The sequence below is a fragment of the Cohnella panacarvi Gsoil 349 genome, from assembly GCF_000515335.1.
GTDB lineage: Bacteria > Bacillota > Bacilli > Paenibacillales > Paenibacillaceae > Cohnella > Cohnella panacarvi.
The window spans coordinates 2,383,837-2,410,072 of the sequence record NZ_KI911563.1; the positions used below are offsets into that span (position 1 = coordinate 2,383,837).

22 protein-coding genes and 1 tRNA gene are annotated in these 26,236 nt (G+C 57.3%); 3 read left to right on the plus strand and 20 right to left on the minus strand.

Annotated features, from left to right (window positions below):
* Positions 1-117: 117 nt before the first annotated feature.
* Positions 118-882: a sugar phosphate isomerase/epimerase family protein gene (locus tag COHPA_RS0111450; RefSeq protein WP_027086308.1), complete on the minus strand. Its 765-nt coding sequence runs from the start codon at positions 880-882 to the stop codon at positions 118-120.
* Positions 883-1,096: 214 nt separating this feature from the next.
* Between COHPA_RS0111450 and COHPA_RS0111455 the strand changes: the two genes are divergently transcribed.
* A complete protein-coding gene (locus COHPA_RS0111455; protein ID WP_027086309.1) occupies positions 1,097-2,140 on the plus strand; it encodes an LCP family protein in 1,044 nt (347 codons plus the stop codon).
* Between the two features lie 217 nt (positions 2,141-2,357).
* Here COHPA_RS0111455 and COHPA_RS0111460 read toward each other — a convergent pair whose 3' ends face one another.
* The 13 genes from COHPA_RS0111460 to COHPA_RS0111520 all read right to left on the minus strand — a co-directional run bounded on the left by COHPA_RS0111460 (position 2,358) and on the right by COHPA_RS0111520 (position 17,211).
* Complete coding sequence (locus COHPA_RS0111460; protein ID WP_027086310.1) at positions 2,358-3,272, minus strand: BadF/BadG/BcrA/BcrD ATPase family protein; 915 nt, start codon at positions 3,270-3,272, stop codon at positions 2,358-2,360.
* 17 nt (positions 3,273-3,289) lie between these two features.
* Positions 3,290-4,867, minus strand: coding sequence for a beta-N-acetylhexosaminidase (gene nagZ, locus COHPA_RS0111465; protein WP_027086311.1), 1,578 nt, complete (start codon positions 4,865-4,867; stop codon positions 3,290-3,292).
* Between the two features lie 17 nt (positions 4,868-4,884).
* Positions 4,885-6,030, minus strand: a complete 1,146-nt coding sequence (locus COHPA_RS0111470; protein ID WP_027086312.1) for an exo-beta-N-acetylmuramidase NamZ family protein — start codon at positions 6,028-6,030, stop codon at positions 4,885-4,887.
* Between the two features lie 15 nt (positions 6,031-6,045).
* The gene (locus COHPA_RS0111475; RefSeq protein ID WP_027086313.1) at positions 6,046-6,756 is read right to left on the minus strand and encodes a PIG-L deacetylase family protein; all 711 of its coding nucleotides are present in this window, start codon (positions 6,754-6,756) and stop codon (positions 6,046-6,048) included.
* A gap of 3 nt (positions 6,757-6,759) precedes the next feature.
* Complete coding sequence (locus COHPA_RS0111480) at positions 6,760-7,734, minus strand: GNAT family N-acetyltransferase (protein ID WP_027086314.1); 975 nt, start codon at positions 7,732-7,734, stop codon at positions 6,760-6,762.
* A 37-nt stretch (positions 7,735-7,771) separates the two neighbouring features.
* Positions 7,772-8,974, minus strand: a complete 1,203-nt coding sequence (locus tag COHPA_RS0111485) for an anhydro-N-acetylmuramic acid kinase (protein WP_027086315.1) — start codon at positions 8,972-8,974, stop codon at positions 7,772-7,774.
* A complete protein-coding gene (locus COHPA_RS0111490; RefSeq protein WP_027086316.1) occupies positions 8,971-9,831 on the minus strand; it encodes a carbohydrate ABC transporter permease in 861 nt (286 codons plus the stop codon). The genes COHPA_RS0111485 and COHPA_RS0111490 overlap by 4 nt, the downstream gene beginning before the upstream one ends.
* 17 nt (positions 9,832-9,848) lie before the next feature.
* A complete protein-coding gene (locus COHPA_RS0111495; RefSeq protein WP_027086317.1) occupies positions 9,849-10,757 on the minus strand; it encodes a carbohydrate ABC transporter permease in 909 nt (302 codons plus the stop codon).
* An 82-nt stretch (positions 10,758-10,839) separates the two neighbouring features.
* Entirely contained in the window at positions 10,840-12,297 is a 1,458-nt protein-coding gene (locus tag COHPA_RS0111500) for an ABC transporter substrate-binding protein (protein ID WP_027086318.1), read from the minus strand.
* A gap of 63 nt (positions 12,298-12,360) precedes the next feature.
* Positions 12,361-13,275 carry an N-acetylmuramic acid 6-phosphate etherase gene (murQ, locus tag COHPA_RS0111505; RefSeq protein WP_027086319.1) on the minus strand — a complete coding sequence of 305 codons (915 nt, stop codon included), beginning with the start codon at positions 13,273-13,275 and terminating at the stop codon, positions 12,361-12,363.
* Positions 13,276-13,499: 224 nt separating this feature from the next.
* On the minus strand, positions 13,500-14,375 hold the full coding sequence (locus COHPA_RS0111510; protein ID WP_027086320.1) for a MurR/RpiR family transcriptional regulator: 876 nt from the start codon (positions 14,373-14,375) through the stop codon (positions 13,500-13,502).
* 84 nt (positions 14,376-14,459) lie between these two features.
* Positions 14,460-15,803 (minus strand): (Fe-S)-binding protein, encoded by a 1,344-nt coding sequence (locus COHPA_RS0111515; RefSeq protein WP_027086321.1) that lies wholly within the window; start codon positions 15,801-15,803, stop codon positions 14,460-14,462.
* Positions 15,796-17,211 carry an FAD-binding oxidoreductase gene (locus COHPA_RS0111520; RefSeq protein WP_027086322.1) on the minus strand — a complete coding sequence of 472 codons (1,416 nt, stop codon included), beginning with the start codon at positions 17,209-17,211 and terminating at the stop codon, positions 15,796-15,798. Before COHPA_RS0111520 ends, COHPA_RS0111515 begins: the two co-directional genes overlap by 8 nt.
* Positions 17,212-17,326: 115 nt before the next feature.
* Here COHPA_RS0111520 and COHPA_RS0111525 point away from each other — a divergent pair, with 115 nt between their 5' ends.
* Positions 17,327-18,046, plus strand: a complete 720-nt coding sequence (locus tag COHPA_RS0111525; protein ID WP_027086323.1) for a FadR/GntR family transcriptional regulator — start codon at positions 17,327-17,329, stop codon at positions 18,044-18,046.
* A gap of 379 nt (positions 18,047-18,425) precedes the next feature.
* Here COHPA_RS0111525 and eno read toward each other — a convergent pair whose 3' ends face one another.
* From eno to COHPA_RS0111555, 6 genes are all read right to left on the minus strand, one after another.
* Positions 18,426-19,718, minus strand: coding sequence for a phosphopyruvate hydratase (eno, locus tag COHPA_RS0111530; RefSeq protein WP_027086324.1), 1,293 nt, complete (start codon positions 19,716-19,718; stop codon positions 18,426-18,428).
* A 226-nt stretch (positions 19,719-19,944) separates the two neighbouring features.
* Positions 19,945-21,477, minus strand: coding sequence for a 2,3-bisphosphoglycerate-independent phosphoglycerate mutase (gene gpmI, locus COHPA_RS0111535; RefSeq protein WP_027086325.1), 1,533 nt, complete (start codon positions 21,475-21,477; stop codon positions 19,945-19,947).
* Between the two features lies 1 nt (position 21,478).
* A complete protein-coding gene (tpiA, locus tag COHPA_RS0111540) occupies positions 21,479-22,234 on the minus strand; it encodes a triose-phosphate isomerase (protein ID WP_027086326.1) in 756 nt (251 codons plus the stop codon).
* Between the two features lie 12 nt (positions 22,235-22,246).
* Complete coding sequence (locus COHPA_RS0111545; RefSeq protein ID WP_027086327.1) at positions 22,247-23,428, minus strand: phosphoglycerate kinase; 1,182 nt, start codon at positions 23,426-23,428, stop codon at positions 22,247-22,249.
* Positions 23,429-23,557: 129 nt separating this feature from the next.
* Complete coding sequence (gap, locus tag COHPA_RS0111550) at positions 23,558-24,562, minus strand: type I glyceraldehyde-3-phosphate dehydrogenase (protein ID WP_027086328.1); 1,005 nt, start codon at positions 24,560-24,562, stop codon at positions 23,558-23,560.
* Between the two features lie 287 nt (positions 24,563-24,849).
* Positions 24,850-25,872: a sugar-binding transcriptional regulator gene (locus tag COHPA_RS0111555; RefSeq protein ID WP_027086329.1), complete on the minus strand. Its 1,023-nt coding sequence runs from the start codon at positions 25,870-25,872 to the stop codon at positions 24,850-24,852.
* 226 nt (positions 25,873-26,098) lie between these two features.
* Here COHPA_RS0111555 and COHPA_RS0111560 point away from each other — a divergent pair.
* Positions 26,099-26,173, plus strand: a tRNA-Arg gene (locus COHPA_RS0111560).
* Positions 26,174-26,236: the final 63 nt, after the last annotated feature.

Below are 26,236 nucleotides of genomic sequence, written 5' to 3' on the forward strand. Positions count from 1 at the left end.
CAACGACAACCTTATCGTACCATTTTCCCGCGTTTACGCGCCAATCGAACCCCTACGCGCAAGAAAACCCGGCATATGCCGGGTTCGTCCTGTATTCGTAAGCTATGATCCGTATCGTTAAATCCAACCGCGCGATTTGAAATATTCGAAGTTCTTCTTCGCGCTGACGAGCGAAGATTCTTCGTACCGCTCCTGCTCGATAATGACGTACTCCACGCCGGCTGCTTCGCAAGCCGCCAATGCCGAATCCCAATCGACCGTGCCGCGCCCGATCTCCGTATCCACGCCGTCCGCTTGGAAATCCTTCGCATGGACGAGCGGCAAGCGTCCCGCATACTTTTTGACGTACGCCGCCGGATCCTGACCCGCGACCTTCACCCAACCAAGGTCGAACTCCGCGAACAGCTTCGACGCCGGAATGCGCTCCAAGAGCTGGTCGATGATCAATTGACCGCCGACGGGCTTGAATTCGAAATCGTGGTTATGATAGCCGAACTCGAGGCCCGCTTCCGTTACGATTCCCGCCGCCTTCCCGATCGTGTCGACGAATTGGGCAACGTCGTCCGCCGTCGGGGATTGACCGAGCGGGTACCAAGGCACGACGAATCTTCTCAGGCCTAGCTCTTGCGCCATCTCTACGGATTTCTTGAGGTTGTCCCAGATCGCCGGGTCGTTCGCCGTCAATCCGATGTGCGCCGATGTCGCGTTAAGGCCCGCATCCGCAAGCGCCTTGCGCACTTCCGTCGCGGAATGCCCGAATAGCCCCGCAAGCTCTACGTTCTTATATCCAATGTCTGCGATTTCCCGGATCGTCCCGAGGAAATCCTTCTCGCTGCGGTCGCGTACGGAGTATAACTGAATGCCCACTTGCGGTTTGCTCATTGTCTATACACCATCCTACTCGAATGTGATCGCGTCCTTACTCTTCTCATTATAGGGGAATGCATGCAACGTTCCGAGCGGGCTTTTTGCTCTCTTTATATGGCATTTTGGAGCGGCTGAACGAGCACCCGTGCGTTTTTTTCTTCCAATTGGAAAACTTTCTGCCGATTCGAGTCGTATATTTAGCTGAACGCTCCAGGAAAGGATGGGTCCCGTGAACTCCGATCAGCAACCGCCTTCCACCGAACAGCCGCCTTTATCGCCTAGGCTAAAGCCCAAGCGACGCATGTCCCGGCGGACGCGTAGCATTATTCTATATTCCAGCCTAAGCGTCGTGCTCGCGGTTTGCCTTGTCATTGCCTATTATTATTACTCGGTTCGGTCGTTCGCCGACGAAATATACGGCAACTCCAAAGACATCCCGACCATGGATACGGCGCCGATCGAAGGCGGCCCTCCCGTGCCGATTCCGGAGCCGCCCGAATGGGACGGCACCGAGCGCGTGAACATCCTGCTGCTCGGCGGAGATTCCAGAGGGTTGAAAGCCGATTCGCATCCCCGCTCCGACACGATGATGATCGCGTCCATCGACCCGGTTGCCAAAGACATCCATCTTTTCTCGATACTCCGCGATACGTATACGAGCATCGACCACCACGGCTCGAACCGGATCAACGCCGCCGTCACGTTCGGCGGACCGCGCCTCGCGATGAGCACCGTCAGCGATCTTGTCGGCTTGCCGATTCACCATTACGTCTATACCGATTTCGAAGGCTTCATCTCGCTCATCGACGCGCTCGGAGGCATCGATTTCGAAGTCGACAAGCCGATGCGCCGCACGGACAATCGAGACGATCCCAGGTACAATATTAACCTGGAAGCCGGCATGCAGCACATGGACGGATTGACCGCGCTGCAATACGTTCGGTTCCGCGGCGATATCCAATCCGACTACGGCCGATCCGACCGGCAGCGCCGCTTCCTCTCCGCGATCGCCGACGAGATGAAAAAGACGACTTCGCTTATCCGGCTGCCGCAACTGTTGAAGAGCATCGCGCCGTACATCGAGACCGACATTCCGCCCGACGACTTGCTCAAGCTCGCCCGTCTCGGCATGAAGCTCGACACCGGCAACATCGCCGGCATACAGCTTCCTCAGAACGGGGCGTTCAAGGACGCCAAGGTCAACGAGATGGACGTGCTCGTCGTGGACGAAGACAAGATCAAGAGTTACGTGCTGGAACAGTTGGCTTCCTAACTTGGCCGGTCATCTTTCCGGCTTGAGAATGGCTGTTATTTAAATAAAATGTGAGCGGTATATTGTCAGAGACACTATAAAGTTGCAAATGTGTGTTATTCTACACGCTCGCATGCAATCAAACGGTGAATAACTGCGATTGGTTGTTATTCATACGAATAAACCGTCAGGGACGCTTCCGGTCGTCCCTGACGGTTTTTCGGTTACGGGCAAAGGATTACGGCTGCGCCTCCTCCAATGCGATCTTCACGGCGCCCCACGCAGCTTCTCTCTTGGCGGGATACACGCTCATCTCCGGATAACGCTCGCCGACTGCCCGAATCAGCTCCGACCTCACGTGCGCGTTTTTAAGCAACACGCTGCCGGCCAAGGCGAGATTACCGCCCTGCAAGCCCAGTCTCTCCGCTACCGGTACGACCAGCTCGAAGAGCGATTCGGCGCTCTTGCGGGCGATATTCAGAGCGGCGGCATCCCCGGCGTCGCATGCCTCCGAGAGCAGCGGCGCCAACGCGGCGATATCCGCTTTGTTCGTGCGCTTGTCGTGGGCGAACGCGATCAGTTGGCCGACCGAATCCGCCTGCATGCGCTCGTAGACGAGAGACGTAAGCACGGTCGGAGGCAGACGTCCGTCGTTCGCCTTCGCGACGGCGGTCAGCAGTTCTCGCCCGATACTATAGCCGCTGCCCTCGTCGTCCAGCAAATACCCGCAGCCGCCGGCGCGATGCGACGCTCCGGTATCGTCGCGGCCGAAGCAGATCGAACCCGTGCCCGCGATCAGAATGATGCCGCTTCGTTCATCGTGCGCGCCTCGCAGCGCGATCTCCTGGTCGCCGACGATGATCGGGACGCCTTCGAACCCGCAGCTCCGGACAAGCTCCGTCAATCGCGGCACGACCTCGGGATTGCTGATTCCCGCCGTGCCGATGCATACGCGCACGCAGTTGCCGAGCCCGCCGCAGACGCGGTCGATCGTCCCGAACATCTCCTCGAAGCTGCGGCGAATGCTCGAAGCGTCCTGCCCGTTATAATTCATCGCCCCCGACGCGAAAGCATAGACGACGTTACCTTGTTCATCCGCGACGACGACCGAGGTTTTCGTGCCTCCGCCGTCCATGCCGGCCACGTAATTCATCCGTAACAGTCCCTTCCTTATCCGAACGTTCCGAACTTCGTTAGGCTGATCTTCCCGTTAGCTTGGGCGGCTCCGCCTAGAACCGCGATCAGGGACGAGAGAGCCAGCCTCGTGTACTCGAAAGCGGCCAGACAGGCGACGTCTCCCTCAAGACGTTCCAAGTCGTACGGCTTGCCTAGCGCGATGGCGATAACCCGGTGACCGTTCTTCGCGAGCCGGTTCGCGAGCGCGAGCTGACCCGGATTGTCGACCGCATTGTACAAGCCGATGACGACGCGCCCATAAGGTCTCGCCCGTTCCGCGATCGACCGCCATTCCGCTTCGCCGGGATTGCTCGGGACCGTTTCGTGAGCCGCCGCGAACGCCGCGCCCATCGTCTCCGCGAACCCGCTTCCCTTGTTCGTCGCATTCGAGACCAAATCCGCGCGATACGGCGCGACGCCGAGGAACAGCGTGCCCGAATCTCCTGCATGGATCGGCTCCAGCTTCCCGCGAACGAGGCAGATGCTGTCCTTGCTCATCGCCGATGCCGCGAGCCGGTGAGTTTCGCTTCCGACTTCGTCCAGCATCTCTTCGGCGTCGACGACCGAGCTCTCGTATTTGCGTTTATAAGCAAGCACATTGGCAACCGCTTCGTCGATCGCCTCCATCGGCAGCTCCCCCGATCGCACGGCCGCCTCGATTGCCTTCACGGCCTCGATCACGAGCTCCGGCGTATGGCTGATGAACAGCATGTGCACGCCGGCCTTCAGCGCGCCTACCGCTCCCCGGGCGGTACCGTAATGCTTCCGGATGGCGTCCATTTCCAAGCAATCGGACACGACCAGTCCCTTGAATCCTAGCCGTTCCTTGAGCAGTCCGGTAATAACCGCGCGCGACATCGTCGCCGGAACAGGCTCGGTCTCGAGCATCGGGAACAGGATGTGCGACGTCATCACGCATTCCGCCCCTTGGGCGATCGCCTTCCGGAACGGCTTAAGCTCTAACTGCTCCAGCTCCTCCAGCGACTTGCCGATAGACGGCAATCCGATATGGGAATCGACCTCGGTGTCCCCGTGTCCGGGAAAATGCTTGACGCATGCCAGCACGCCGCCGCCTTTCAATCCCTTCATCATCTGAACGCCGAACTTCTCGACGACCTCGGCCGTATCGCCGTACGACCGCACGTTGATGACCGGATTGCGAGGGTTGTTGTTGATGTCCAGCACCGGCGCCAGGTTGAAATTGATGCCGAGCGCACGCAGTTCGAGAGCTGTCAAGCGACCCGCGGCATATGCGTGCTCCGGCTTCCCCGTCGACGCGATCGCCATCGCCCCCGGCACGTTCGTCGCGTCCGCGGGCAGGCGAACGACGCGTCCGCCCTCCTGGTCGATGGCGATCAACGCCGGATGGCCGGTCCAGCCCTTGATATCCTTCTGAAGCTCGGCGCAAAGCGACCGGAGTTGCCCGGCGTTCTCCACGTTATGCGCGAACAGAATGACGTTGCCGATCTTATAATCGGAGATGAGCCGCTTCATCTCGCCGCTGATGAACGGCGAGGGGAATCCGGTGAAGATCAGCTGGCCGATCTTCTCTTTCAAGGTCATATCCTTCATGCGCGCAACCTCGTCTTTCAATAGAAATGATAAGTCCGCTTCTGCTCCGCGAACGCGGCGCTTTCCTCGCGAAACCGCTCCAGCAGCGCGTTTACGCCGTCCGGCTCCGTATGGCGGTAGACGTCGCTCCCGCCGAGCAGGTCGATGAACGGTCTACCGCCTTCCTTGAACGGAGACAGGAACTCGAATGCTTCGTACCTGCGCATAATCTCGTATAGCAGCCGAACGCCCGTCTCGAGCGGCTGTACGGCGCGAATGTCCGATACGTGAAGATGAACGCCGCCGCACAGCTCTCCCTGGAACTTGGAGAAGACGGGTTTATAATAGATCGGACGGAAAACGACGCCCGGAAGTTGCATTCGGTTCATCGCATCCGCCAGCTTCTCCGCTTCGATGAACGGAGCGCCGACGATCTCGAAAGGCGCGGTCGTCCCTCGCCCTTCGGACACGTTCGTGCCTTCGAACAAGCAAGTGCCGGGGTATAGAAGCGCCGATTCGAACCGCGGCAGCCCCATCGAAGGCGGCACCCATAGACGGCCGGTCTCAGGGAACAGCATGCTCCGTTCCCAACCTTCGCACCGGATGACGTGAAGCTCGCCGTTCCAACCCATCCGGTCGTTCGCCATCGTGGCGACTTCTCCGCACGTTAAGCCATACCGGACGCTCATCGGATAATTGCCGACGAACGAACGGTACTCCGTGCGAAGAATGCCACCTTCGACGGTTACGCCGTCCAGCGGGTTAGGCCGATCGAGCACGATGAACGGTTTGCCCGCTTTCGCGCAATCCTCGAGCGCGTACAGCATCGTATAGACGAACGTATAATACCGGACGCCGACGTCCTGAATGTCGTATACGATCGCATCTACCGCGTCTAACATGTCATCCGTCAACCGTTTGGAGTCGCGGCGATAGAGGCTGTATACCGGCACGCCCGTCAATGGATCCAAGTACGTGTCCACCATCGCTCCCGCTTGCCTATCGCCCCGCACGCCGTGCTCGGGCGAGAACAACGCGGTTAGCCGATAGTCGTCGTGCAGCAGCTTTATCGTGGACTCGAACTTCGCGTTCAGCCCCGTCGGCGACGTAATCAGCCCCAGCCGTTTGCCTTGAAGCAACCGCCCCTCTTGCGCAATGCGGTCGATGCCGTATCGCACGCTCATGGCCGCACCTTCCTTTTACAATAAATCGGATTTCAGCAAGCGCATGTTCTCTTCCGGGATCATGAAAGTCTCCGCGTACCGCTTGCGCGCCTCGATGCCGCGAACTCTCTTCAGATGCTTGTAGTATTCCAGGTACTCGTACGACTTGCTGCCGGTGACGAACCAATGATGCGAGACGGCTTTCACCCAAAGCTCGAAAGCTTCATCTGTGAAATCGACGTACACGTAAGGTTTATAGTCGACCGCATCCTCCCAATTCTCCGCGTAATAGAGCCGCGAGGCGAAGTGGGCGGGCTTCTCCCGCACGAACGTAGGCAGAGCGGCATAGTATCTCGCGTCATTGACGATTCGATGGGTCGACATATGATCCTTATGCATACTGTTCTTGAAATGGGTAATGATGATATCGGCCTTCACTTCCCGGATCACATCGCATACCCGGTAGCGCATCTCTTCGTTGTCCCGAAGCTCCCCGTCCGGGATGTCGAACACGATCGCTTCGCCGCCAAGCTCGGCCGCGAACGCCTTCGCCTCGCGAACCTTCTGTTCCCGATAGTCCGCCATATCCCTTCCCGCAGGCACGCCGCGCTCGCCGGCAGTCAATGCCAGCGTCACGATTCGATCGCCCTTCAAGGCATGGCTGCTAAGCACGCCTCCCGCCGTAAGCTCCGCGTCTCCTACATGTCCGCCGATTGCCAGCACCGTTAACTTCTTGCGTTCGCTCATCGCTTATAGCCCCTTCCTCATCACCGCGAATGTTCTAACCGTCCGAAATCCGGCTTTCTCGTAAATCCGATACGCGAAGTTGCCTTCCCCCGTAAACAAAGACATATATTCCGTCCCAATATCCCGGAACGCTTCGCAGAGACGGAAGAACAACACGCTGCCGAGACCATGCCCCTCATGCTCGGGATGCACGCCGATACCGGCGAAATAGCCCCGCCCGCTCGGCTCGCGGACGACCGGTCCGGCGAAGCCCGCAGCCTTGCCGTCCTTAGCCGCGATAACGACGGGCACGCCGTCCGCCGTGCATCCCGCGATTTCCTTCCGCCACAGCGGATTGCCTAAAGCGTCTAACATATCCTCTACTCCGGTATGCCTATCCGGTTCGTACAGCGCGATTTCGTAACCGTCCGCTTCCGCCTTCGCCGCTTTGTCTTCGATGTCTTGCGGGACGGAGAAGCCTTGCAGCGGCAAATACATCGCGTACTGCTGCACCCGCTGCGCGTATCCCCGTTCGAGCAGATAGCGATGGAGCCTGCTGCCGACCGGCACTCCCGGCGCGTTGTTATGTTCGTGCCCCGGCGTATCCGGGACGTACCAAGGCAGCCGGATCGGGTTGAAAAACCAGAAGTCCGCTTGCGTCTTGCCCAGCCGACGGAATCGATTCTCCAGCGCGCCAAGCAGCTTCCCGTAGTTATCGTCGGACTGATGCCCGGCTGCGACGACGACGCAAGCGATATATCCCGCCGCATGGCCAAGCGGCAGATCGTCGCCGGTGCATCCGCAAGCGAAGCCGATCGCCCGCCCTGCCTCGAGCAACACGAACGCGGACTCCGCCTGGAAGTACGGGTTGTTCAGGATAGTCGCGCGAAAGCTCTCGGCCGTCATCTCCTTATAGCCGTCTTGCGAGGCCGACTCGTTCCAGAGCGCGATGACTTCGTCGCCATACCGGTCGTTCCAAGTTTCAATCATGATGCTCATTCCCCGCTTTCACCCGACCGAATCTAGTCGACGCCGGCTAATACGATATTTTCCCGAGTATCCTCTCTTGTCCCGCTCCCGTAACGCTCGGTAGATGGTTGCTGCGCCTTGCGATCGCATAGTCCGCCAACAAAGCGAATGCGACCGCTTCCTTGGCGTCGCTGTTCAGGCCGATGTCTTCCTGCGTCATGACGCGCACGCCCATCGGCTCCATCTCCTGCTTGATCCGTTCCATCAAGACCGGATTGTAGCTTCCGCCTCCGCCGACGACGATCGCGTCAGCCGGGTTGCGATCCCGCACGAATCGGCGATAGCTTTCTCCGATCGACCATGCGGTCAGCTCCGTAACCGTGGCGATCAGATCGTTGGACGAGATCTGATTCTCCCGGCCGCAACGAAGCAGCTTGGTCATATATTTCGAGTCGAATAGCTCTCTGCCCGTCGACTTCGGCGGCGGCTTCCTATAGTAGGGCTCATGCTTGAGCTGATCCAGCAGACCCGCATGCACCGTTCCGCTTCGCGCAAGCTCGCCTCCCGCATCCATCTTCCTGCCCGGATATAGCCGCGACACCGCGCCGTCGATCAGCACGTTGCCCGGACCGGTATCGAAAGCGTACACTTGCCCGGGCGTCGCTCCGGCCGGAATGACGGTCATGTTGCCGATGCCTCCGATATTCTGAAGCAGCAAAGTCCGATCCGGCTCCCGGTACAACAGATATTCGGTGAACGGAACGAGCGGCGCCCCCTGGCCTCCCGCGGCCATGTCGGCCGGACGGAAGTCGGAGACGCACGGAATGCCTGTCCTGGCGGCGATAACGGACCCTTCTCCGATCTGCACCGTATATCGCAGCTCGAAGCCGTCTTCCAACGCCGGCTCGGGCGAATGGTAGATCGTCTGGCCGTGGGATCCGATAACCCCGATGTCTTCGGGCCTTAATCCGGCTGCCGAGATCGCGGACAACGCGGCCTGGGCATATAACTCGCCGAGCCGTACGTTCATCTTGCCCACTCGGTCGACCGTCGCATGCCCGGGATCGAACAAGGCGAATATCGCTTCCCGAACCTGCGCCGGATAGGGCGTGTTCTCGAACGCGAGCAGCTTCACCTTCGGCCGTTCGCAGCTTTGTTCCCCGTCCTCGATCGAGATGACGGCCGCGTCGATGCCGTCGACGGACGTGCCTGACATTAGCCCGACGGCAAGACGCGGGCCATTCGCCGAATCGCGTCCGTTCCCCGTCATCCTTTCACCGCTCCCACGGTAACGCCTTGCAGGAAATATTTCTGAAGGCTGAAGAACAAGATGAACATCGGCAACGCCGCGACCGTCGCCCCCGCCATCATCGGCGAGAAATACGTCGTGCTATTGAATCGGAAATTTTTCAGCCCGAGCTGGATCGTCTGCATATCCATCGAATTGGTGACGAGGAGCGGCCAGAAGAACGTGTTCCAGCTGTCCATGAACGTCAGGATGGCCATAACGGCCAGCACCGTCTTCGACAACGGCATGATGATGCGGAAGAAAATTCGGAATTGGTTGCAGCCTTCAACCTTGGCGCTTTCGATAATCTCCGTCGGGATGCTCGACATGAACTGCTTCGCCAAGAACACGTTGAACACCGTGACGAGTCCCGGCATGATCATCGCCGTGTACGTATTCTCCATCTCGAACGTATTCACGACGAGGATGTAGAGCGGCACCTGAGTCACTTGGTACGGGATCATCATCGCGCAGAGCAGGATCGCGAACAGGACGTTGCGCCCTCTGAAACGGATTTTGGAGAAGGCGTACCCCGCCATGCCGGCGAACACCACGTTCGACACCATGACGCAAGCGGCGACGATAAGCGAGTTCCAGATCCATCTCAGCGAATACTCGCTGTAGTCGAAGAAAAATTTATAGGAATCCAGCGTGAATTTGCCCGGCCATAACGTGTAGTTCATTGCGCCTGCTTCGACCGCGTCGCCGAACGACGAGATGACCATGAAGTAGATCGGGAACAGCGTCGCCAAAGCGAACAGAAGCAAGACGAAGACGATCGCGCCGTCCCGGGCCCTTCGAACCAACGGGTTCGCGTGCGTTTTTTTGTATAAAGCCATATGGCGTTCCTGCCTCCCTAGTACTCCACGTCTTTACCGAACGCTTTGAACTGTATAAGCGCGATGGTTGCGATAATCACCGTCAGAATGAGCGATTGAGCCGCCGCCTCGCCGAACTCGAAATACTTGAACGCATTGTTGAAAATAAGCAGCCCGACCATCGTCGTCGCGTTGTCCGGTCCGCCGCCCGTCATGAGGAACGCGTTCTGGAACACTTGGAAGGAACCGATTACGCCCGTGACGAGCAGGAAGAGCGTCGTCGGCTTCAGGAACGGGAGAACGATGTAACGAAGCTTCTGCAGGAAGTTCGCGCCGTCCAGCTCAGCGGCTTCATAATAGCTGTCGTCGATGCCGAGCAGCGCCGCCAAGTAGATGATGATGCTTGTGCCGTGGCTGGATAGCCAAGACATCAGCACGAGCGAGAACATCGACGTATCGCTCGTACCCAGCCAGTTCTGGTTATGGATTCCGAAGAAGCCGATCAGTTGGTTCAGAATGCCCTCCGGCAACGGATCGTATATCCATAGCCAGACGACGGACATCGTAACGCCGCTCGCCACGGCCGGCAAATAATAGACGGCCTTGAACGTCGTCTGCAGCCGTTTCCTGAGCGGAAGGATCAAGATCGCGATCACGAAAGAGATCAACAGGTTGACGGGAACCGTCAGAACCGTATATTTGATCGTATTGCGGATCGACTTCCAAAAGAGATCATCGCGGAGCGTTTCCGCGTAATTGTCTAAGCCGATATAAGTGGAGCCGAGCGGTTTGTATTCCTGGAAGCTGATCAGGAAAGCGCTTACGACGGGATACGCCGTGAACAGCGCGTATACGACGAGAGCCACGGCGATAAACGCGTAGGCCCATGCCCAATCGCCGTCTTTGATCATTCGTTTCTTGTATGTCTTCGTTGCCGGTTGAGCCATGCCGCCGTACCCCTTTATGAGCCGATTCAAATCGAGATCGGATAGCCGCTGTACGATCAGCGGCTATCCGACGTTCGCAATCTTAGTCTTGGACGACGCCGTCGGCGCCGAATTCTTTCACAGCTGCTTTCATGACTTCATCGTACATCTTCTCAGGCGTAATCTCGTTAGCGAGCAAGGCTTGCATCTTCGGAATGATCACTTCGTCTTCGAGCTTGATCGCTTTCGCGCTCAGTTCCGCAGGGATATCCGGGCGAGGAGGCGTCGCGAACGTCAGCATCCGCTCTACCGCCGCCAAGTTTTCCGCGCTGCGCTCGATCGTCAGGCTTGCCGCCGCGGCTTTCGCGCTTTCCGTGATGTGCGAAGCGAACAGATCGTTGTTCGTGACTGCCGCGACTTTGCCGCTTGCCAGGTAGTATGCCGCTTTCGCGACGTTCGCTTTATGCTCGGCAGTCGGTTCTTTCTTGCCGCGGAACGTCACGTATCCGTCGATGACCGTCGTCGAGACCGGCTGAGCGCCTGCGAAGGTCGGTACCGGCAGCACGATATAATCGACCTTGATGCTGTCCTTAACCGCGCTTCCGTCGTTCGCTTCGAGCTTGGCGTTATTCGCCTTCGCGGAGTTCTCGAACGTGGCCAACCCTTTGCCCGTGATCATCGTCTGGCCGGTCAGGAACATATTCCAACGTTTGCCCGCGTCGACGGAGCTAAGCTCTTTCGGCATCGAGCCGTCGTCGATCATCTGTCTGACCGCTTTGAGCACTTCCAAGTAATTTTTGCTCGTATAAGCGAACTTCAAATCTTTCGTGAACGGATCCGCCATTCCCGCGTTTTTAGCCAAGATCGTCAAGTAGTCTCTCGCGGCGACGCCGGCCGTGGCGAATACGAAGCCGTAATGCTTGCCGCCTGCCGCGCCGCTCTTGATCGCCTCGCGGAATTGTTCGTACGTCCAGCCTTCCTGCTGTACTTTCTTCCAGTCGACGCCCGCTTCCTCCAGATACTGCTTATTGCCGCCGATCGAGTGGACGACCATGTACGCCGGGAATCCGTACAACCCCGCTCCGCTTTTCATATAATCGAGCGTTACCGCCGGGTTATAGTCGGCGATCATCTCCGGCGTGACCGAATCCGTAATGTCCATCAGCATGCCTTGCTCAAGATATTTCGGGATGCTGGAAGAGCCGATGAACGCGATATCCGGCGGGCTGCCCGCGTTCACTTGCGTATCGAGCTTCTGGGTCATGTCTTCCCAGCCTGCCGGTTCGATTTTCAAAGTCAAGTTCGGGTACAAGGCGTTGAAATCCTTCTCGATCTGCGCGATGCTCTCTTGATACTTCGGCGAGATCGGCGGCAGCAGCGCGGTAATCGTGTCCTTCGCCGCTTCCGGGGCGGCGGAGCTTGCCGCCGGCGAGCCGGAGCTTGGAGAGTCGCTTGCGGATGGCGAAGCATTGTTGTTATTGTTGTTACCGCATGCTGCTAACACGGAGAGCGATAACGTTGTTGCCAGGATGGATGTTAGAACTTTCTTTCTGCTCTTCATTGCGTAAATCCTCCCTTTTTCATATATGTTGCAATATCATGCACTCGCGCCCGCAGGCCTTAGTCAAAGCGCCTGGGCACTCGTACGGATTGCCGCCTTCAGACTGCCTTCGGTGCGCGCTAGAGCGAGCGCCGCGTTCTCCGCGTTCATGCCGGTTCGAATCATCAAGATCGCCAGCTTGCAGTTCATGGAAGCCCTTTCAAGATAAACTTTGGCTAATCCCTGCTCGACGCCCGTCGCTTCCTGGATGATCCGGATGGACCGGTCGTACAGCTTCAAGTTGCTGGCTTTCAGGTCGACCATCAGGTTGTCGTATGTTTTGCCGAGCTTCACCATCGTGCTCGTGGACAGCATGTTGAGTACAAGCTTCTGCGCGGTTCCTGCCTTGAGTCTGGTGGATCCCATGATCACCTCGGGACCGACGACGGGAGCGATGCAGACGTCGCATACGGCTTCAAGCTTGGAACGCCTGTTGTTCGTCACCCCGATCGTCGCCGCGCCGAGCTTGGACGCCTGCCGCAATCCGGCAATGACGAACGCCGCGCTGCCGCTGGCGGAAATGCCGATTACCGCATCCTTATCCGTCACGCCGCAGCGCTCGATGAGCGCAACCCCCTCCTCTTCCTTGTCCTCGAAACCTTCCACCGCTACTCTTAGCGCAATGTCTCCCCCGGCAATATGGCCTTGCACCAGCTCGGGATCGACGCCGAAGGTCGGCGGACATTCCGATGCGTCGAGTACGCCCAGCCTTCCCGAAGTGCCTGCCCCGACGTACAGCATTCTGCCTCCCGCCTTCAGCTTGCGATAACAAATATCGACCGCTTGCGCGATTTCGGGAATGACTTCCGCTACCGCCGCGGGAACTTTGGCGTCCTCTTCGTTGAGAAGCCTCAGCATCTGTTCCGTCGTGCATTCATCGATCATCTTCGTCTTCTGATTAATCTCCTCCGTCGTCAAGCCTGCAAGATAATCGTTCATCGCCATTCTCCTACCCTGATTATTGGTCCGGATTTCAGTCTTTATTAACTCTTTTTGTGTATCTCTTGCTGAGGTTAATATAATACGCAAGTCGATTATTCGTCAATAGAATTTGAAATAAAATTTCATAATGAAATAAATTTTTGGTTTAATAACGTCAATATGCGACAAAAAAAAAAAAAAAAAAAAAAAAAAAAAAGAACCCCCGCCGGAGGTCCTTTCCGTTATCGGGACGACGATCTGCGGTGCTTGCCGGACAGGATGTTATGCGTCTTCGATAAATATTTCTTCACGTTCTGGTATTCCGCGCTCGCAACGCCCGCGAACAGAATGTCGATGACGTTCAGCATCGCGATCCGCGAGCCCATCGCGCCGCTGCGGATCGTAAGCTCCGGCGTCGAGATGTACAGCACGATATTCGCCTTATCCGCCAGTTCGCTCTTGTTGTACTTCGTAATCGCGATAACCTGCGCGCCGTTCTTCTTGACGATATCGAGCGCTTCGAGAATTTCCGACGTATCCCCGGAGTTCGAGATGAAGATGGCCACGTCTCCCCTGCCAAGCAGCGTAGCGGCCGTTAGCTGGCTGTGTCCGTCGATATAGGCGTGGCACATCTTGTTGATGCGGGAAAACTTCTGTTCCCCGTCCTTGCACACCAAACCGGAAGCGCCGATGCCGAAGAACACGATCCGGTCGCTCGCCCGCAGCGCCTTCACCGCCCGGGCGACTTCGCCGCGGTCCAGTACGCTTAACGTGTCCTCGATCGATTTCATATTGTTGCGGGAGATGTTGGCGATAATCGTCGTCAAATCGTCTCCCGGCTGAATGTCCGTATATTGATCCTTCTGTTCGTCTTCCATCGAGCCGATCGACGCGGAGATGCTGACGATAAAGCTTCGGTACCCGCTGCAGCCCATCGTCTTGCAGAAGCGCAGCACGGACGCGTCGCTCGTCTTGCTCAATTGGGCAAGCTGCTTAATCGACAGATGCGGGATTTCGTCCAAGTTGGCCAGGATATATTCGGCCACCAGCTTCTCGACGGGAGTCAAGCTTTCCTTCATGTCCCGCATCTTGATCAGAATATTATCGTGTATCGCCATATTCGTCCCTACTTATCCATTTAATAAAGTCACGGTTATTGAAATTTATTTTCATATTAATCGTACGGGTATGAAAAGACAAGATCATTCCTTAGGCGCCGCGATTCTCTCGTACAAGTAATCGACGACGTGTTTCGCTTCCATCCGTCCCTTCGCCCCGTGCTTCTCGATGCCCAGCTTCATCTGGAGCAGGCAACCGGGGTTGCTCGTCAGCATGTAGCGGGCATTCGTCTCGTTCGCATGTTCCATCTTGTGCCGCAAAATTTGTCCGGCCATCTCCGGCTGCGTGACGTTATAGATGCCCGCCGATCCGCAGCAGCGGTCCGATTCTTTCATCTCGCAGTAATGCGCTCCGCTCACTTGCCTCATAAGCCGTCTTGGCGCATCGGAACTTTTCATGACATTGCGCAGATGGCACGAGTCCTGGTAGGTGATCGTCACCGGCTCGGCGGCTTCGGCTTCCGCGAACGCCGGCAATCTGCCGCGTTCGACGATCAGATTCGCGACGTCCACCGTACGGGATGCCAACCATTCTCCAAGCTCGGCATATTCCCGATCGTCGTGAAGAAGATGATCGTACTCGACGAGGAACGCCCCGCAGCCGCCCGCGTTGGATACGACGTAATCGACGTCTGCCGAGCGGAAAGTCTTCGCGTTGGCGCGAGCCAGCTCGCGGGCTTGCTCCATCTCTCCGCTATGCGCGTGCAACGCGCCGCAGCACGTCTGACTCGGAGGAATAACGACCTCGAATCCCGCTTCGGACAGCAGCTTGACCGTGTTGACGTTCGTCTCCGCGAACAGGACGTCCATCAAGCAGCCCCTGAACAGCGCGACGCGGGCGATCTTCTCGCCTTTGGCCGGGTATACTTCTCCGATCCTCTCCAATACGCCTCTTCCGGTAGCGTCCGGCAATACGTTCTCCATCTCCCGCATGTGCTCAGGGAACAACTTCATCGCTCCGCTTCGTCTCGCGAGCGCGCGCAAACCGGATTTCCGGTAGAACGCTAGCAAACTGCCTGCCCGCTTCAGGCGGTTGCGATGCGGAAGTATGCTCTTGAAGAACAGCCTGCGTACGCCGGTCATCAGCGGTCCGCGCTCGGCGTGATCCTCGATCGCGTCGCGCGCTTGCTCGATCAACTGGCCGTATTTCACGTCAGCGGGACAAGCCGGTTCGCACGCGCGGCAGCCCAAGCAGTGGTCCATCTGGTCGCGGAACGATCCGTCAGGTTCCATTAATCCGTCCGTTACCGCCTTCATGAGCGCGATCCGTCCGCGAGGAGACTCTTGTTCGAGACCGGTCTCCCGGAAAGTCGGACAAGCGGGCAGGCAGAAGCCGCAGCGCATGCAGTTCGTCAACTGATCGTAGTCCAGCTTGGCGATCAGCGACTTCTTCAGCGGATTGCCGAGTTCTTCGGTTGTCTTAGCCACGATCGATGACCACCCTTTTCCTCGTTTCCTTCGCGAACATCTTGCCCGGGTTAAGCAGATTGTCCGGATCGAACGCCGTCTTGATTCCTTTCATCAGTTCGACCCCCGCCGCCCCGACTTTCCATTCCAGGAACGGCGACTTCACGAGCCCTACGCCATGTTCGCCCGTAATCGTGCCTCCGAGCTCGATGGCCGCCGCGAAAATGTCCTCGAACGCCTGCTCGACGCGATGTACCTCTTCCTTGTCCCGCGCGTCCGTCGTCGCGGTCGGGTGCAGATTGCCGTCTCCCGCATGTCCGAACGTGGCGATCGACACGCCGTATTTCGCGGCGATTTCGTTGATGCGCAACACCATGTCGGCAATGCGCGAGCGCGGAACCGTCGCGTCCTCGAGAATCGTCGTCGGGCGCAGCCGGGCGAGCGCCGTGAATGCGCTGCGCCGTGCCGTAAGCAGCTTCTCCGCTTGCTCGCGGCTTTCCGCGATGTCGATCCGATCGGCCCCCTCCGAAGCGCAAATGTCCTTGATCCGTTCGATGTCCCGTTCCACGGTTGCCGACTCTCCGTCTTGCTCGATGAGCAGAATCGCCGCCATATCGCGCGGCAGCCCCAGCTTCGCGAAGTCGTCGACGACCCGAATCGTCGGATTGTCCATAATCTCGAGCGTCGCGGGTATGATGCGCGATCCGACGATTCTGGAGACGGTTCTCGCCGCGCCGTATATATCCTTGTACATCGCAAGCATCGTCTTCTTGCTCTCCGGCGGCGGAACCAGCCTCAACGTCGCTTCCGTCACGATCGCCAGCGTCCCCTCCGAACCGACGAGCAGCTTGGTCAGATCGTAGCCGGCGACGTCCTTCATCAGCTTGCCGCCGGTGCGAATGATCTCGCCGCTCGCCAGCACCGCTTCGAGCCCGATGACGTAATCTTTGGTCGTCCCGTATTTCAACCCGCGCAATCCGCCCGAGCACTCCGCGATATTGCCGCCGATCGTCGATATTCTCATGCTGCTCGGATCGGGCGGGTAGAACAGTCCCATCGATTCGACATGCGCCGTGAAGTCCGCCGTAATTACGCCGGGCTGGACCGTCGCCGTCAAGTTATCCGCGTCGACCTCGCGGATGCGATTCATCCGGTGCATGACCATGACGATTCCTCCTTGGATAGGAACCGTCCCTCCGCACAGATTAGATCCTGAGCCTCTAGGCACGATCGGCACCCGGTGCGCGGAAAGCACCTTCATGATTTCCGACACTTGCTCCGTACTCTCCGGATAGATGACTCCGTCAGGCATATGCTGCAACATCGGCGTCCCGTCGTAAGAATGCGCCACGAGCGATTCCCGATCGTCTCTGAAATGTCTCTGCCCTACGATCTGCCGCAATTGCCTAGCAACGGCTGGTTCCAGCACCTGTACCCCTCCTATGTTGTCAGGTCATCTGATGACTTTGGGTTCATTATAGGTTACTTTTATAGTATTGTATAGATATTAGATTGTGGGACAAGCGACTTGTCGGAGGCTGGATATGCGTCATATGAAAATCGAAACACCCAAAGGACACGAACTGGTCGCGGAGGACATCCTTCGCCGCATACGGGAAGGCGAATGGCAGCCGGGCCAGCGGCTTCCTTCCGTCGTAGAGCTGGCCGAAGCTTACGGCGTCGGCCGCTCGACGATTCGCGAAGCGGCGAGCGCGCTGAAAGCGATGGGCTGGCTGGACGTACGGCACGGCGGAGGAACTTTCGTCCGAGCGGAACTGCCTGACGAGTCCGGCAAAGGTAAAGGCGGAAGCTCGCTGTTTCAGGACGCCGAATCGTTGATCGAGCTGCTCGAGGTACGCCGAACGTTAGAAATCGGAGCAGCCTCGCTCGCGGCGGAGCGCCGAACGTCCGCCGACATCGATAAGCTTCGCGCCTTGCTCGCAGCGATGGAGTCAAGCCTTGAGCAGGGAGATACGCTTGCGGGCGAACGGGCAGACGCGGAATTCCACATGACCCTTGCGGCGGCATCGGGAAATTCGTTGCTCGCGCAGCTCATGGAATCGCTCTCCCACCGGTTCTCGGGTTCGATTCGCCAGACGAGGGAGCTCTGGTTTTACGGCGAGAAGGCGACGGCCGCACGTCTGCTCGCCGAGCATCGGTTGATCTTCCAAGCAATCGAAAATCGCGATAAGCAGCGCGCCGCGGCGTTGATCGCCGATCATCTCAGCAAAGTCGAGCAAGTCCTTCGCGAAGCGCTGCCGTAAGAAGAATGAAACCTCGGCACCTTCCTTCGCCAACCTGTTTTTGCATTTTGACCGGATCCGCGCTGAATGGTTGTGACAAACTCGACTGAGCGTGCGATAGACGCCACAAATAACAACGATACGCAGCTATTTCCTCTGTAGGGGTCCCATTATCGTCAAATAACAGCGATTCGCAGTTACTTTGGCCCCTTTTCTATCGAATCGCACGGTTTCGTTAGAATAACTATCGATCTGTTGTTATTTTCAATTTGTTGCTTTATATCCCGAATATAACTATTGATTTGTTGTTATTTGTTCGAAATTCCTCGCAGAAAAAGGACCAAGCCGTGCGTCGATCGCCGCAGCTTGGTCCTTTGCCGTTCCGAGGTTTCGTCCCCGATTACTTGAAGTTTTTGAGGTTGTAGAACGCTTTTTTGCCCGCGTAGGACGCCGTGGAGCCCAGCTTGTCTTCGATGCGGAGCAATTGGTTGTACTTCGCGACGCGGTCGGAACGGGAAGGAGCGCCCGTTTTGATCTGACCTGCGTTCGTAGCAACCGCGATGTCGGCGATCGTGCTGTCTTCGGATTCGCCGGAACGGTGGGAGATAACCGCCGTATAGCCAGCGCGTTGTGCCATCTCGATCGCGTCGAACGTTTCCGTCAAAGAACCGATTTGGTTTACTTTAACGAGGATCGAGTTGCCGACGCCTTTCTCGATACCGTCAGACAGACGCTCGGTGTTCGTTACGAACAGATCGTCGCCGACGAGCTGGATTTTGCTGCCGAGCTTGTCGGTAAGCAGCTTCCAACCTTCCCAGTCGTCTTCGGAGCAGCCGTCTTCGATCGTGATGATCGGATACTTGTCTACCCAGCTAGCAAGCAGGCCGACGAACTCGGCAGGCGTGTAAGATTTGCCTTCGCCTTCGAGGTGGTATTTGCCGTCTTTGAAGAACTCCGTGGACGCAACGTCCATGCCGAGGAATACGTCGACGCCTGGTTTGTAGCCGGCTTTTTCGATAGCTTCCAGGATCGTGGAGAGCGCTTCTTCGTTGGAACCGAAGTTAGGCGCGAAGCCGCCTTCGTCGCCGACAGCCGTGTTCAGGCCTTTCGCTTTAAGTACGGATTTCAAAGCGTGGAAAATTTCCGCGCCCGTGCGAAGAGCCTCGGCGAACGTAGGAGCGCCGACAGGAAGAACCATGAATTCTTGAACGTCGACGTTGTTGTCCGCGTGTGCCCCGCCGTTGATGATGTTCATCATCGGAACAGGCAGTTTCTTGGAGTTGAAGCCGCCCAGGTATTGGTACAAAGGTACGTCCAGAGCTTCTGCAGCAGCGCGAGCAACCGCGATGGATACCGCGAGGATCGCGTTAGCGCCCAGCTTCGCTTTGTTCGGCGTGCCGTCGAGCGCGATCATTTTGTTGTCGATTTCGACTTGGTCAAGCGCGTCGTAACCGATGACTTCGGGAGCGATGATGGAGTTGACGTTCTCAACAGCTTTCAGGACGCCTTTGCCCAGGTAACGGCTTTTGTCGTTGTCGCGAAGCTCGACGGCTTCGTAAGCGCCGGTGGATGCGCCGGATGGAACGATTGCGCGGCCAAGCGCGCCGGATTCGAGGCGTACTTCTACTTCGACAGTCGGGTTGCCGCGGGAGTCGAGGACTTCGCGTGCGTAAACGTCAGTAATGATCGTCATTGAAGGAACACTCCTTATATTTAATAAAATAGTCGGTCGACGTTGCGACCGAGCTTGCAACGAGTCATTCGAGTTGCTTTAAAGGCGGGAGAAGCATAAGCTCTCGGAAGAGTGTAACGTCCGCCTTCGGAGTCCCTTAGCCACCTTAAAAGCTAATCAAGCTAAGGGACGAGGACAGCGGCTGGAGAGAGTTTTTGACTTCGGACGCCTGACTAATGCAACTCAATCAAACCAACGACTTGCCTGTCATTTCCTTCGGTTGAGGCAGTTGCATCAGCTTCAGCAGCGTCGGAGCGACGTCGGCCAGGATGCCGCCTTCGCGAAGGTTATGGCCGGCTTGCGTTATAATGCATGGAACCGGGTTCGTCGTGTGAGCCGTGAACGGACGCCCGTTGTCGTCAATGACCATGTCGCCGTTGCCGTGGTCCGCGATGATGACGGCTACGCCGCCTTTCGCGATGACCGCGTCGACGACTTTGCCAAGGCATTCGTCCGTCGCTTCGACCGCCTTGATCGTCGGCTCCAGCATGCCGGAGTGGCCGACCATATCGACGTTGGCGAAGTTAAGGATGATAGCGTCGTGTTTATCCGCTTCGATCTCCTGGACCGCCGCTTCGGCAACCTCGTACGCGCTCATTTCCGGTTGAAGGTCATACGTCGCGACTTTAGGCGAATTGATCAGAATGCGCGTCTCGCCGTCCAGCACGTGATCGCGTCCGCCGCTAAAGAAGAAAGTGACGTGCGGATACTTCTCCGTCTCGGCAATGCGCAATTGCTTCTTGCCCTGTTGAACGAACACTTCGCCAAGCGTATTGTCGAGTTCCTTCGGCTTGTAAGCCACGAGCCCGCCGATCGTCTCCGCGAACAGCGTCATGCAGACGAAGTACAGCTTGCTTGGAGCGCCGGGACCGCGATCGAAACCGCGGAAATCGTCGTTCGTGAATACTTGCGACAGCTGAATCGCGCGGTCGGGACGGAAATTGAAGAAGATGACCGCGTCCTCGGACTCTACCAGCGCATTCGGTTTGCCGCTTGCGTCCACGATTACTGTAGGCACGAAGAACTCGTCGTATACGTTGTTCGCGTAAGATTCTTTCACCGCTGCTACCGCATCGGTTGCCGCAGGACCCTCTCCGTAAACCATGGCGCGGTAGGACTTCTCTACGCGATCCCAGCGCTTGTCGCGGTCCATCGCGTAGTAGCGGCCTTGAACCGTCGCCAGCGTACCGACGCCGACCTCTTTGATCTTATCCTGCAGCTGCTGCAGGAAACTAACGCCGCTGTCCGGAGCGACGTCGCGTCCGTCGAGGAACGCATGGATGTAAACTTCGTTAAGCTCTTCCTTCTTCGCCAGGTCAAGCAGCGCGAAGAGATGATCGATGTGGCTATGAACGCCGCCGTTCGAAAGCAAGCCGTACAGATGAAGCTTCTTGCCGTTCGATTTGGCATGGCGCACCGCGCCGACCAACGTCTCGTTCGCGTAAAAATCCTGGTCGCGAATCGACTTCGTAATCCGCGTCAAGTCTTGATAGACGATTCGTCCCGCGCCGATGTTCAGGTGGCCGACTTCGGAGTTGCCCATCTGTCCTTCCGGCAGACCGACGGCTTCGCCGCATGCGGTAAGCGTCGTGTGCGGGAACGTGTTCCAATAACGATCGTAGTTCGGCTTCTTCGCTTGGGCGACGGCATTGCCGTGCGTCTCATCGCGGAGGCCGAAGCCGTCGAGAATAATAAGCGCAACCGGTTTAGGTGCTGACATCTTACTTCGCTCCTTCGACTAGCGCCACATAGGACGCAGGCTCCAGGCTCGCGCCGCCCACGAGGGCGCCGTCGATATCGGACTTGCTCATGTACTCCGCTACCGTATTCGGCTTCACGCTGCCGCCGTATTGGATGCGGACCTTCGCCGCTACTTCCGCGCCGTACAAACCGGCAACTACCTGACGGATGTACGCCGTTACTTCGTTAGCGTCGTCGGCGGTCGAGGATTTGCCCGTTCCGATCGCCCAGATCGGCTCGTAAGCGATAACCGATGCAGCGGCTTGTTCAGCGGACAAACCTACGAGCGCGCCTTCCGTCTGCACGCGGCACACTTCTTTCGTCTGGCCGGCTTCGCGCTCTTCGAGCTTCTCGCCGACGCAGATGATCGGAACGATGCCGTGCTTGAACGCCGCATGGGCTTTCTTGTTCACGGTCTCGTCCGTCTCCGCGAAATATTGGCGGCGCTCCGAGTGACCGATGATGACATAGTGCACGCCGAGATCCTTCAACATAACGCCGCTGATTTCTCCCGTGAACGCGCCGTTGTCTTCCCAGTGCAGGTTTTGCGCGCCGATCTTGATGCTCGTTCCTTTAACCGCTTCTACAAGCGCAGGCAGCGCCGTGAACGGAGCGCAGATGACGCTCTCCACGCCGGCCACTTCCGCTTTGCCTTTCACTTCGGAGACGAAGGAAGTCGCTTCGGAGACGGTTTTGAACATTTTCCAGTTGCCTGCGATAATCGGTGTTCTGCTCATTGGAATTCGCTCCTATTTGTCGTTCAGCGCGACTACGCCAGGAAGAGCTTTGCCTTCCATGAACTCCAGCGATGCGCCGCCGCCCGTCGAGATATGATCCATCTTATCGGCCAGCTTGAACTTCTCGGCCGCCGCAGCGGAGTCGCCGCCGCCGATAACCGTGTAACCCGCCGTCGTCGCGCAAGCTTGCGCGACCGCGCGCGTGCCGTTCGCGAAGTCGTCGACTTCGAATACGCCCATCGGTCCGTTCCAGACGACCAGCTTGGAGTTCTTGATGACTTCCGCGTAAATCTCGCGCGTCTTCGGACCGATGTCGACGCCTTCCTTGTGCGAAGGAATGCCGTCGACTCCGACGATGTCCATGTTGACGGCTTCTTTGAAGCTTTCGGATACGATGATATCGACCGGCAGCAGGAAGTTCTTGCCGAGCTTCTTCGCCTTCTCCATGAATTCGAGCACGAGGTCGAGCTTGGAATTGTCGCACAGCGACAGGCCGATTTCATGGCCTTGCGCTTTGAAGAACGTATAAGACAAGCCGCCGCCGATGATGATGTTGTCGGCGATTTCGATCATTTTGTTGATGACGTCGATTTTATCCTTGACCTTGGAGCCGCCGACGATCGCGGTGAAAGGACGCTCGGGGTTGTTCAGCGCTTTGCCGAGCACGTCGAGCTCTTTCTCCATCAGCAAGCCGGATACGGCAGGAAGATGATGAGCGACGCCTTCCGTCGAAGCATGCGCGCGGTGAGCCGCGCCGAATGCGTCGTTCACGTAAAGGTCGGCGAGCTCTGCTAATGCTTTCGCCAGCGCCGGATCGTTCTTCTCTTCTCCTGCTTCGAAACGTACGTTCTCAAGCAGCAATACGTCTCCGTTGTTCAGTGCGTTGGCTTTCGCTTTGACCGCGGCGCCTACGACTTCATCTGCCTTAGCTACCGATTTGCCGAGCAATTCGGACAAGCGTGCGGCTACGGGCGTCAGGCGAAGGCCGTCTACCACTTCGCCGTTCGGACGACCAAGGTGGCTCGCCAGAATGATTTTCGCGCCGTTCTCGATTAAGTAGCGAATCGTCGGAAGCGTTTCGCGAATGCGCGTATCGTCCGTAATCGCGCCGTTCTCGAGCGGAACGTTAAAGTCCACGCGAACGAGCACCTTTTTGCCGGCAACCTCAATATCTCTTACGCTTTTCTTATTCAAGTACGACTCCTCCTCGGAAACTTCCATATCGCCTATCCATGAAGCAGGACACCCATGACGGGTGTCCGAGGGGCAACCCCCTCGAAATCCCCCTGCAAGAGGGGGTTTCGGGAGTTGCGCAATGCTATATTACAGACCTTTAGCAGCGATGAATGCAGCCAAGTCAACAACGCGGTTGGAGTAGCCCCACTCGTTGTCGTACCAGGAAACGACTTTAACCATGTTGCCTTCGATAACCATCGTCGACAGCGCGTCGATCGTGGAGGAAGCCGGATCGCTGTTGTAGTCGCTCGATACGAGCGGCTCGTCGGAGTAGTTCATAACGCCTTTCAGCGGGCCTGCTGCAGCAGCTTTCAGAGCCGCGTTCACTTCGTCTACCGTTACGGATACTTTCAGTTCGGCAACAAGGTCCGTTACGGATACGTTAGGCGTAGGTACGCGGAAAGACATGCCGTTCAGCTTGCCTTTCAGCTCGGGAAGAACGAGGCCGATTGCTTTCGCCGCGCCCGTGGAGGAAGGAATGATGTTCTCTGCTGCGGCGCGAGCGCGGCGCAGGTCTTTGTGCGGCAGGTCAAGCACTTGTTGATCGTTCGTATAGGAGTGGATCGTCGTCATCATGCCTTTGACGATGCCGAATTGATCGTTCAGAACTTTCGCGAACGGAGCAAGGCAGTTCGTCGTGCAAGAAGCGTTGGAGATAACCGTATGCGCTTTGGCATCGTATTTGTCTTCGTTAACGCCCATAACGATCGTGATATCCTCGTTCGTAGCAGGAGCGGAGATGATGACTTTCTTAGCGCCGCCTTTAAGGTGAAGCTCGGCTTTTTCTTTAGCCGTGAAAATACCCGTCGATTCAACGACGATCTCAGCGCCTACGGAAGACCAAGGCAGGTTGCCAGGGTCACGCTCTGCGAACACTTTGATCGACTTGCCGTTGACGATCAGTGCGCCTTCGCCCACTTCAACGGTTCCGTTCAGACGACCATGCGTAGTGTCATACTTGAGCAGGTGAGCCAGCGTGCTTACGTCCGTCAAGTCGTTGATTGCGACGACTTCAACGTTAGGATTGTTCAGGGATGCGCGGAACACGTTACGACCGATACGACCAAATCCGTTAATACCGATTTTTACCATTGAGGTTTCCTCCTTGTGATGACCACACTGATTTTGATCTATGTCAAGCGCGGAATCGCGCCGAGACAACAGGTTTTGCTATTGAATAACAACGATTTGCAGTTATTTCGCTTCCGGCAACTGTAGTCTTCGAAAATAACAACCTTTTGCAGTTATTTCCCGATCACACGCCGGACTTACGCAATTTCAGTAGAAACAGCTATCGATTTGCAGTAATTTCGGAGGTTCGTAAACTTTCAGATGAAAATAACTGCCGATTCGCCGTTATTTCCTTCACGACGTCCGGGTTAGAGGTGCTTAAGCGCTTCTTCGGCGCCCGCTTCGTCCGTTACCAGCACGTCGTCGTGCCCGAACCGAACCACCGACGCGATGGCTTCGCCTTTGCTTCGTCCGCCAGCGATGCCGATTACGACACCCGCCGCTTCGATGTCCTCCAGCCGTAACCCCGCCGTGGCCATCCGATGCACGACTTTGCCGCTGCGGTCGAAGTAGTAGCCGAACGCTTCCGCCAGCGCGCCGTCTTTAAGCAGCTCGTTCTTCGTCACGTCGCTAAGCTTGCGCCTTCCCGCCATCGTCATAGCGTCCCCGATCCCGTGGACGACGATCCTGGCGCTGCGGATCATGTCGACGACCTCGCGCACGTTAGGCTCTTGCATGAGCGTCTGGTACGCTTCCTCACTAAGGTGGTCCGGCACGTGAAGCATCCGATACCGAGCTCCGGTGCGTTTAGCCAATTCCGCGGCGATCGTGTTCGCCTGGTAATCCACGCTTTCGCCAAGGCCTCCGCGAGCCGGTACGAACCAGTTATCGCGAAGCTGCGCCGGAGCCGTGAACTGCGAAGCCATTCTTGCCATCGTCGATCCGCCCATCACCGCAACGACATCTCCCGCGGATAAGCTTTCGCGCAACACTCGGCTGCCCGCACGCCCCAATTCGCGTTTGACATGATCGGAGACGTCGGAGTCTCCCGGCACGATGACGACCCGCTTCAGCCCGAAAGCTTGACGAACCGCTTCTTCCAGGTCCGACAGTCCGAACACTTCCTTGACGATCGGCTCCATCTCTTCTACGAGTTGCCTTCCGGAGTCGCTTAACGTCATCCCGGAAGCACCGATCTCGAGCAGTCCTTGCGCGCGAAGCATCTCAAGCTCCGTCCGCAGCACCCGCTCCGTCAAGTCTACGCTGCTCGCCAGCGTACGGCGGCCGATCGTTCCCGTCACGAAGATGCGGCGCAGAATGTCGTATCTCTTCTCCATCGTCTGGAGGATGTCGGGAATCAACTTCTTTTGAATGTCTACGATTTTTCGCATGGATCCGCGTTTCCTCCCGGAGAGTCAATCCTCGGCAATCATGCGATGCGATTCGCTGGTCGCGAATCGTCCCACCATTACTCTTTAAGTCCCACCATCATTTTAACGAAAATCCCGGAACGATGCAACAGAAACGTACACGATTTTCACAAATTTACACGCTCATGCTTACTTGATTTTACACCACGGATGAACTATAATACTTTTTGCTGTCCTGTTTGGATGTGCGCCCGTGGTCCAACGGATATGACGTAGGCCTCCGGAGCCTGAGATCGAGGTTCGATTCCTCGCGGGCGCGCCAATTGCCTTCCGCGCTTCATGCGCATCAACCATTATCCTACAATATATCTTCGACCGATTCATT

Coding starts and splice junctions, on each gene's coding strand:
- COHPA_RS0111450 (WP_027086308.1), bottom strand. CDS start 882: ATGAGCAAACCGCAAGTGGGCATTCAGTTATACTCCGTACGCGACCGC.
- COHPA_RS0111460 (WP_027086310.1), bottom strand. CDS start 3,272: ATGAATTACGTGGCCGGCATGGACGGCGGAGGCACGAAAACCTCGGTC.
- nagZ (WP_027086311.1), bottom strand. CDS start 4,867: ATGAAGGATATGACCTTGAAAGAGAAGATCGGCCAGCTGATCTTCACC.
- COHPA_RS0111470 (WP_027086312.1), bottom strand. CDS start 6,030: ATGAGCGTGCGATACGGCATCGACCGCATTGCGCAAGAGGGGCGGTTG.
- COHPA_RS0111475 (WP_027086313.1), bottom strand. CDS start 6,756: ATGAGCGAACGCAAGAAGTTAACGGTGCTGGCAATCGGCGGACATGTA.
- COHPA_RS0111480 (WP_027086314.1), bottom strand. CDS start 7,734: ATGAGCATCATGATTGAAACTTGGAACGACCGGTATGGCGACGAAGTC.
- COHPA_RS0111485 (WP_027086315.1), bottom strand. CDS start 8,974: ATGACGGGGAACGGACGCGATTCGGCGAATGGCCCGCGTCTTGCCGTC.
- COHPA_RS0111490 (WP_027086316.1), bottom strand. CDS start 9,831: ATGGCTTTATACAAAAAAACGCACGCGAACCCGTTGGTTCGAAGGGCC.
- COHPA_RS0111495 (WP_027086317.1), bottom strand. CDS start 10,757: ATGGCTCAACCGGCAACGAAGACATACAAGAAACGAATGATCAAAGAC.
- COHPA_RS0111500 (WP_027086318.1), bottom strand. CDS start 12,297: ATGAAGAGCAGAAAGAAAGTTCTAACATCCATCCTGGCAACAACGTTA.
- murQ (WP_027086319.1), bottom strand. CDS start 13,275: ATGAACGATTATCTTGCAGGCTTGACGACGGAGGAGATTAATCAGAAG.
- COHPA_RS0111510 (WP_027086320.1), bottom strand. CDS start 14,375: ATGGCGATACACGATAATATTCTGATCAAGATGCGGGACATGAAGGAA.
- COHPA_RS0111525 (WP_027086323.1), top strand. CDS start 17,327: ATGCGTCATATGAAAATCGAAACACCCAAAGGACACGAACTGGTCGCG.
- eno (WP_027086324.1), bottom strand. CDS start 19,718: ATGACGATCATTACTGACGTTTACGCACGCGAAGTCCTCGACTCCCGC.
- gpmI (WP_027086325.1), bottom strand. CDS start 21,477: ATGTCAGCACCTAAACCGGTTGCGCTTATTATTCTCGACGGCTTCGGC.
- tpiA (WP_027086326.1), bottom strand. CDS start 22,234: ATGAGCAGAACACCGATTATCGCAGGCAACTGGAAAATGTTCAAAACC.
- gap (WP_027086328.1), bottom strand. CDS start 24,562: ATGGTAAAAATCGGTATTAACGGATTTGGTCGTATCGGTCGTAACGTG.
- COHPA_RS0111555 (WP_027086329.1), bottom strand. CDS start 25,872: ATGCGAAAAATCGTAGACATTCAAAAGAAGTTGATTCCCGACATCCTC.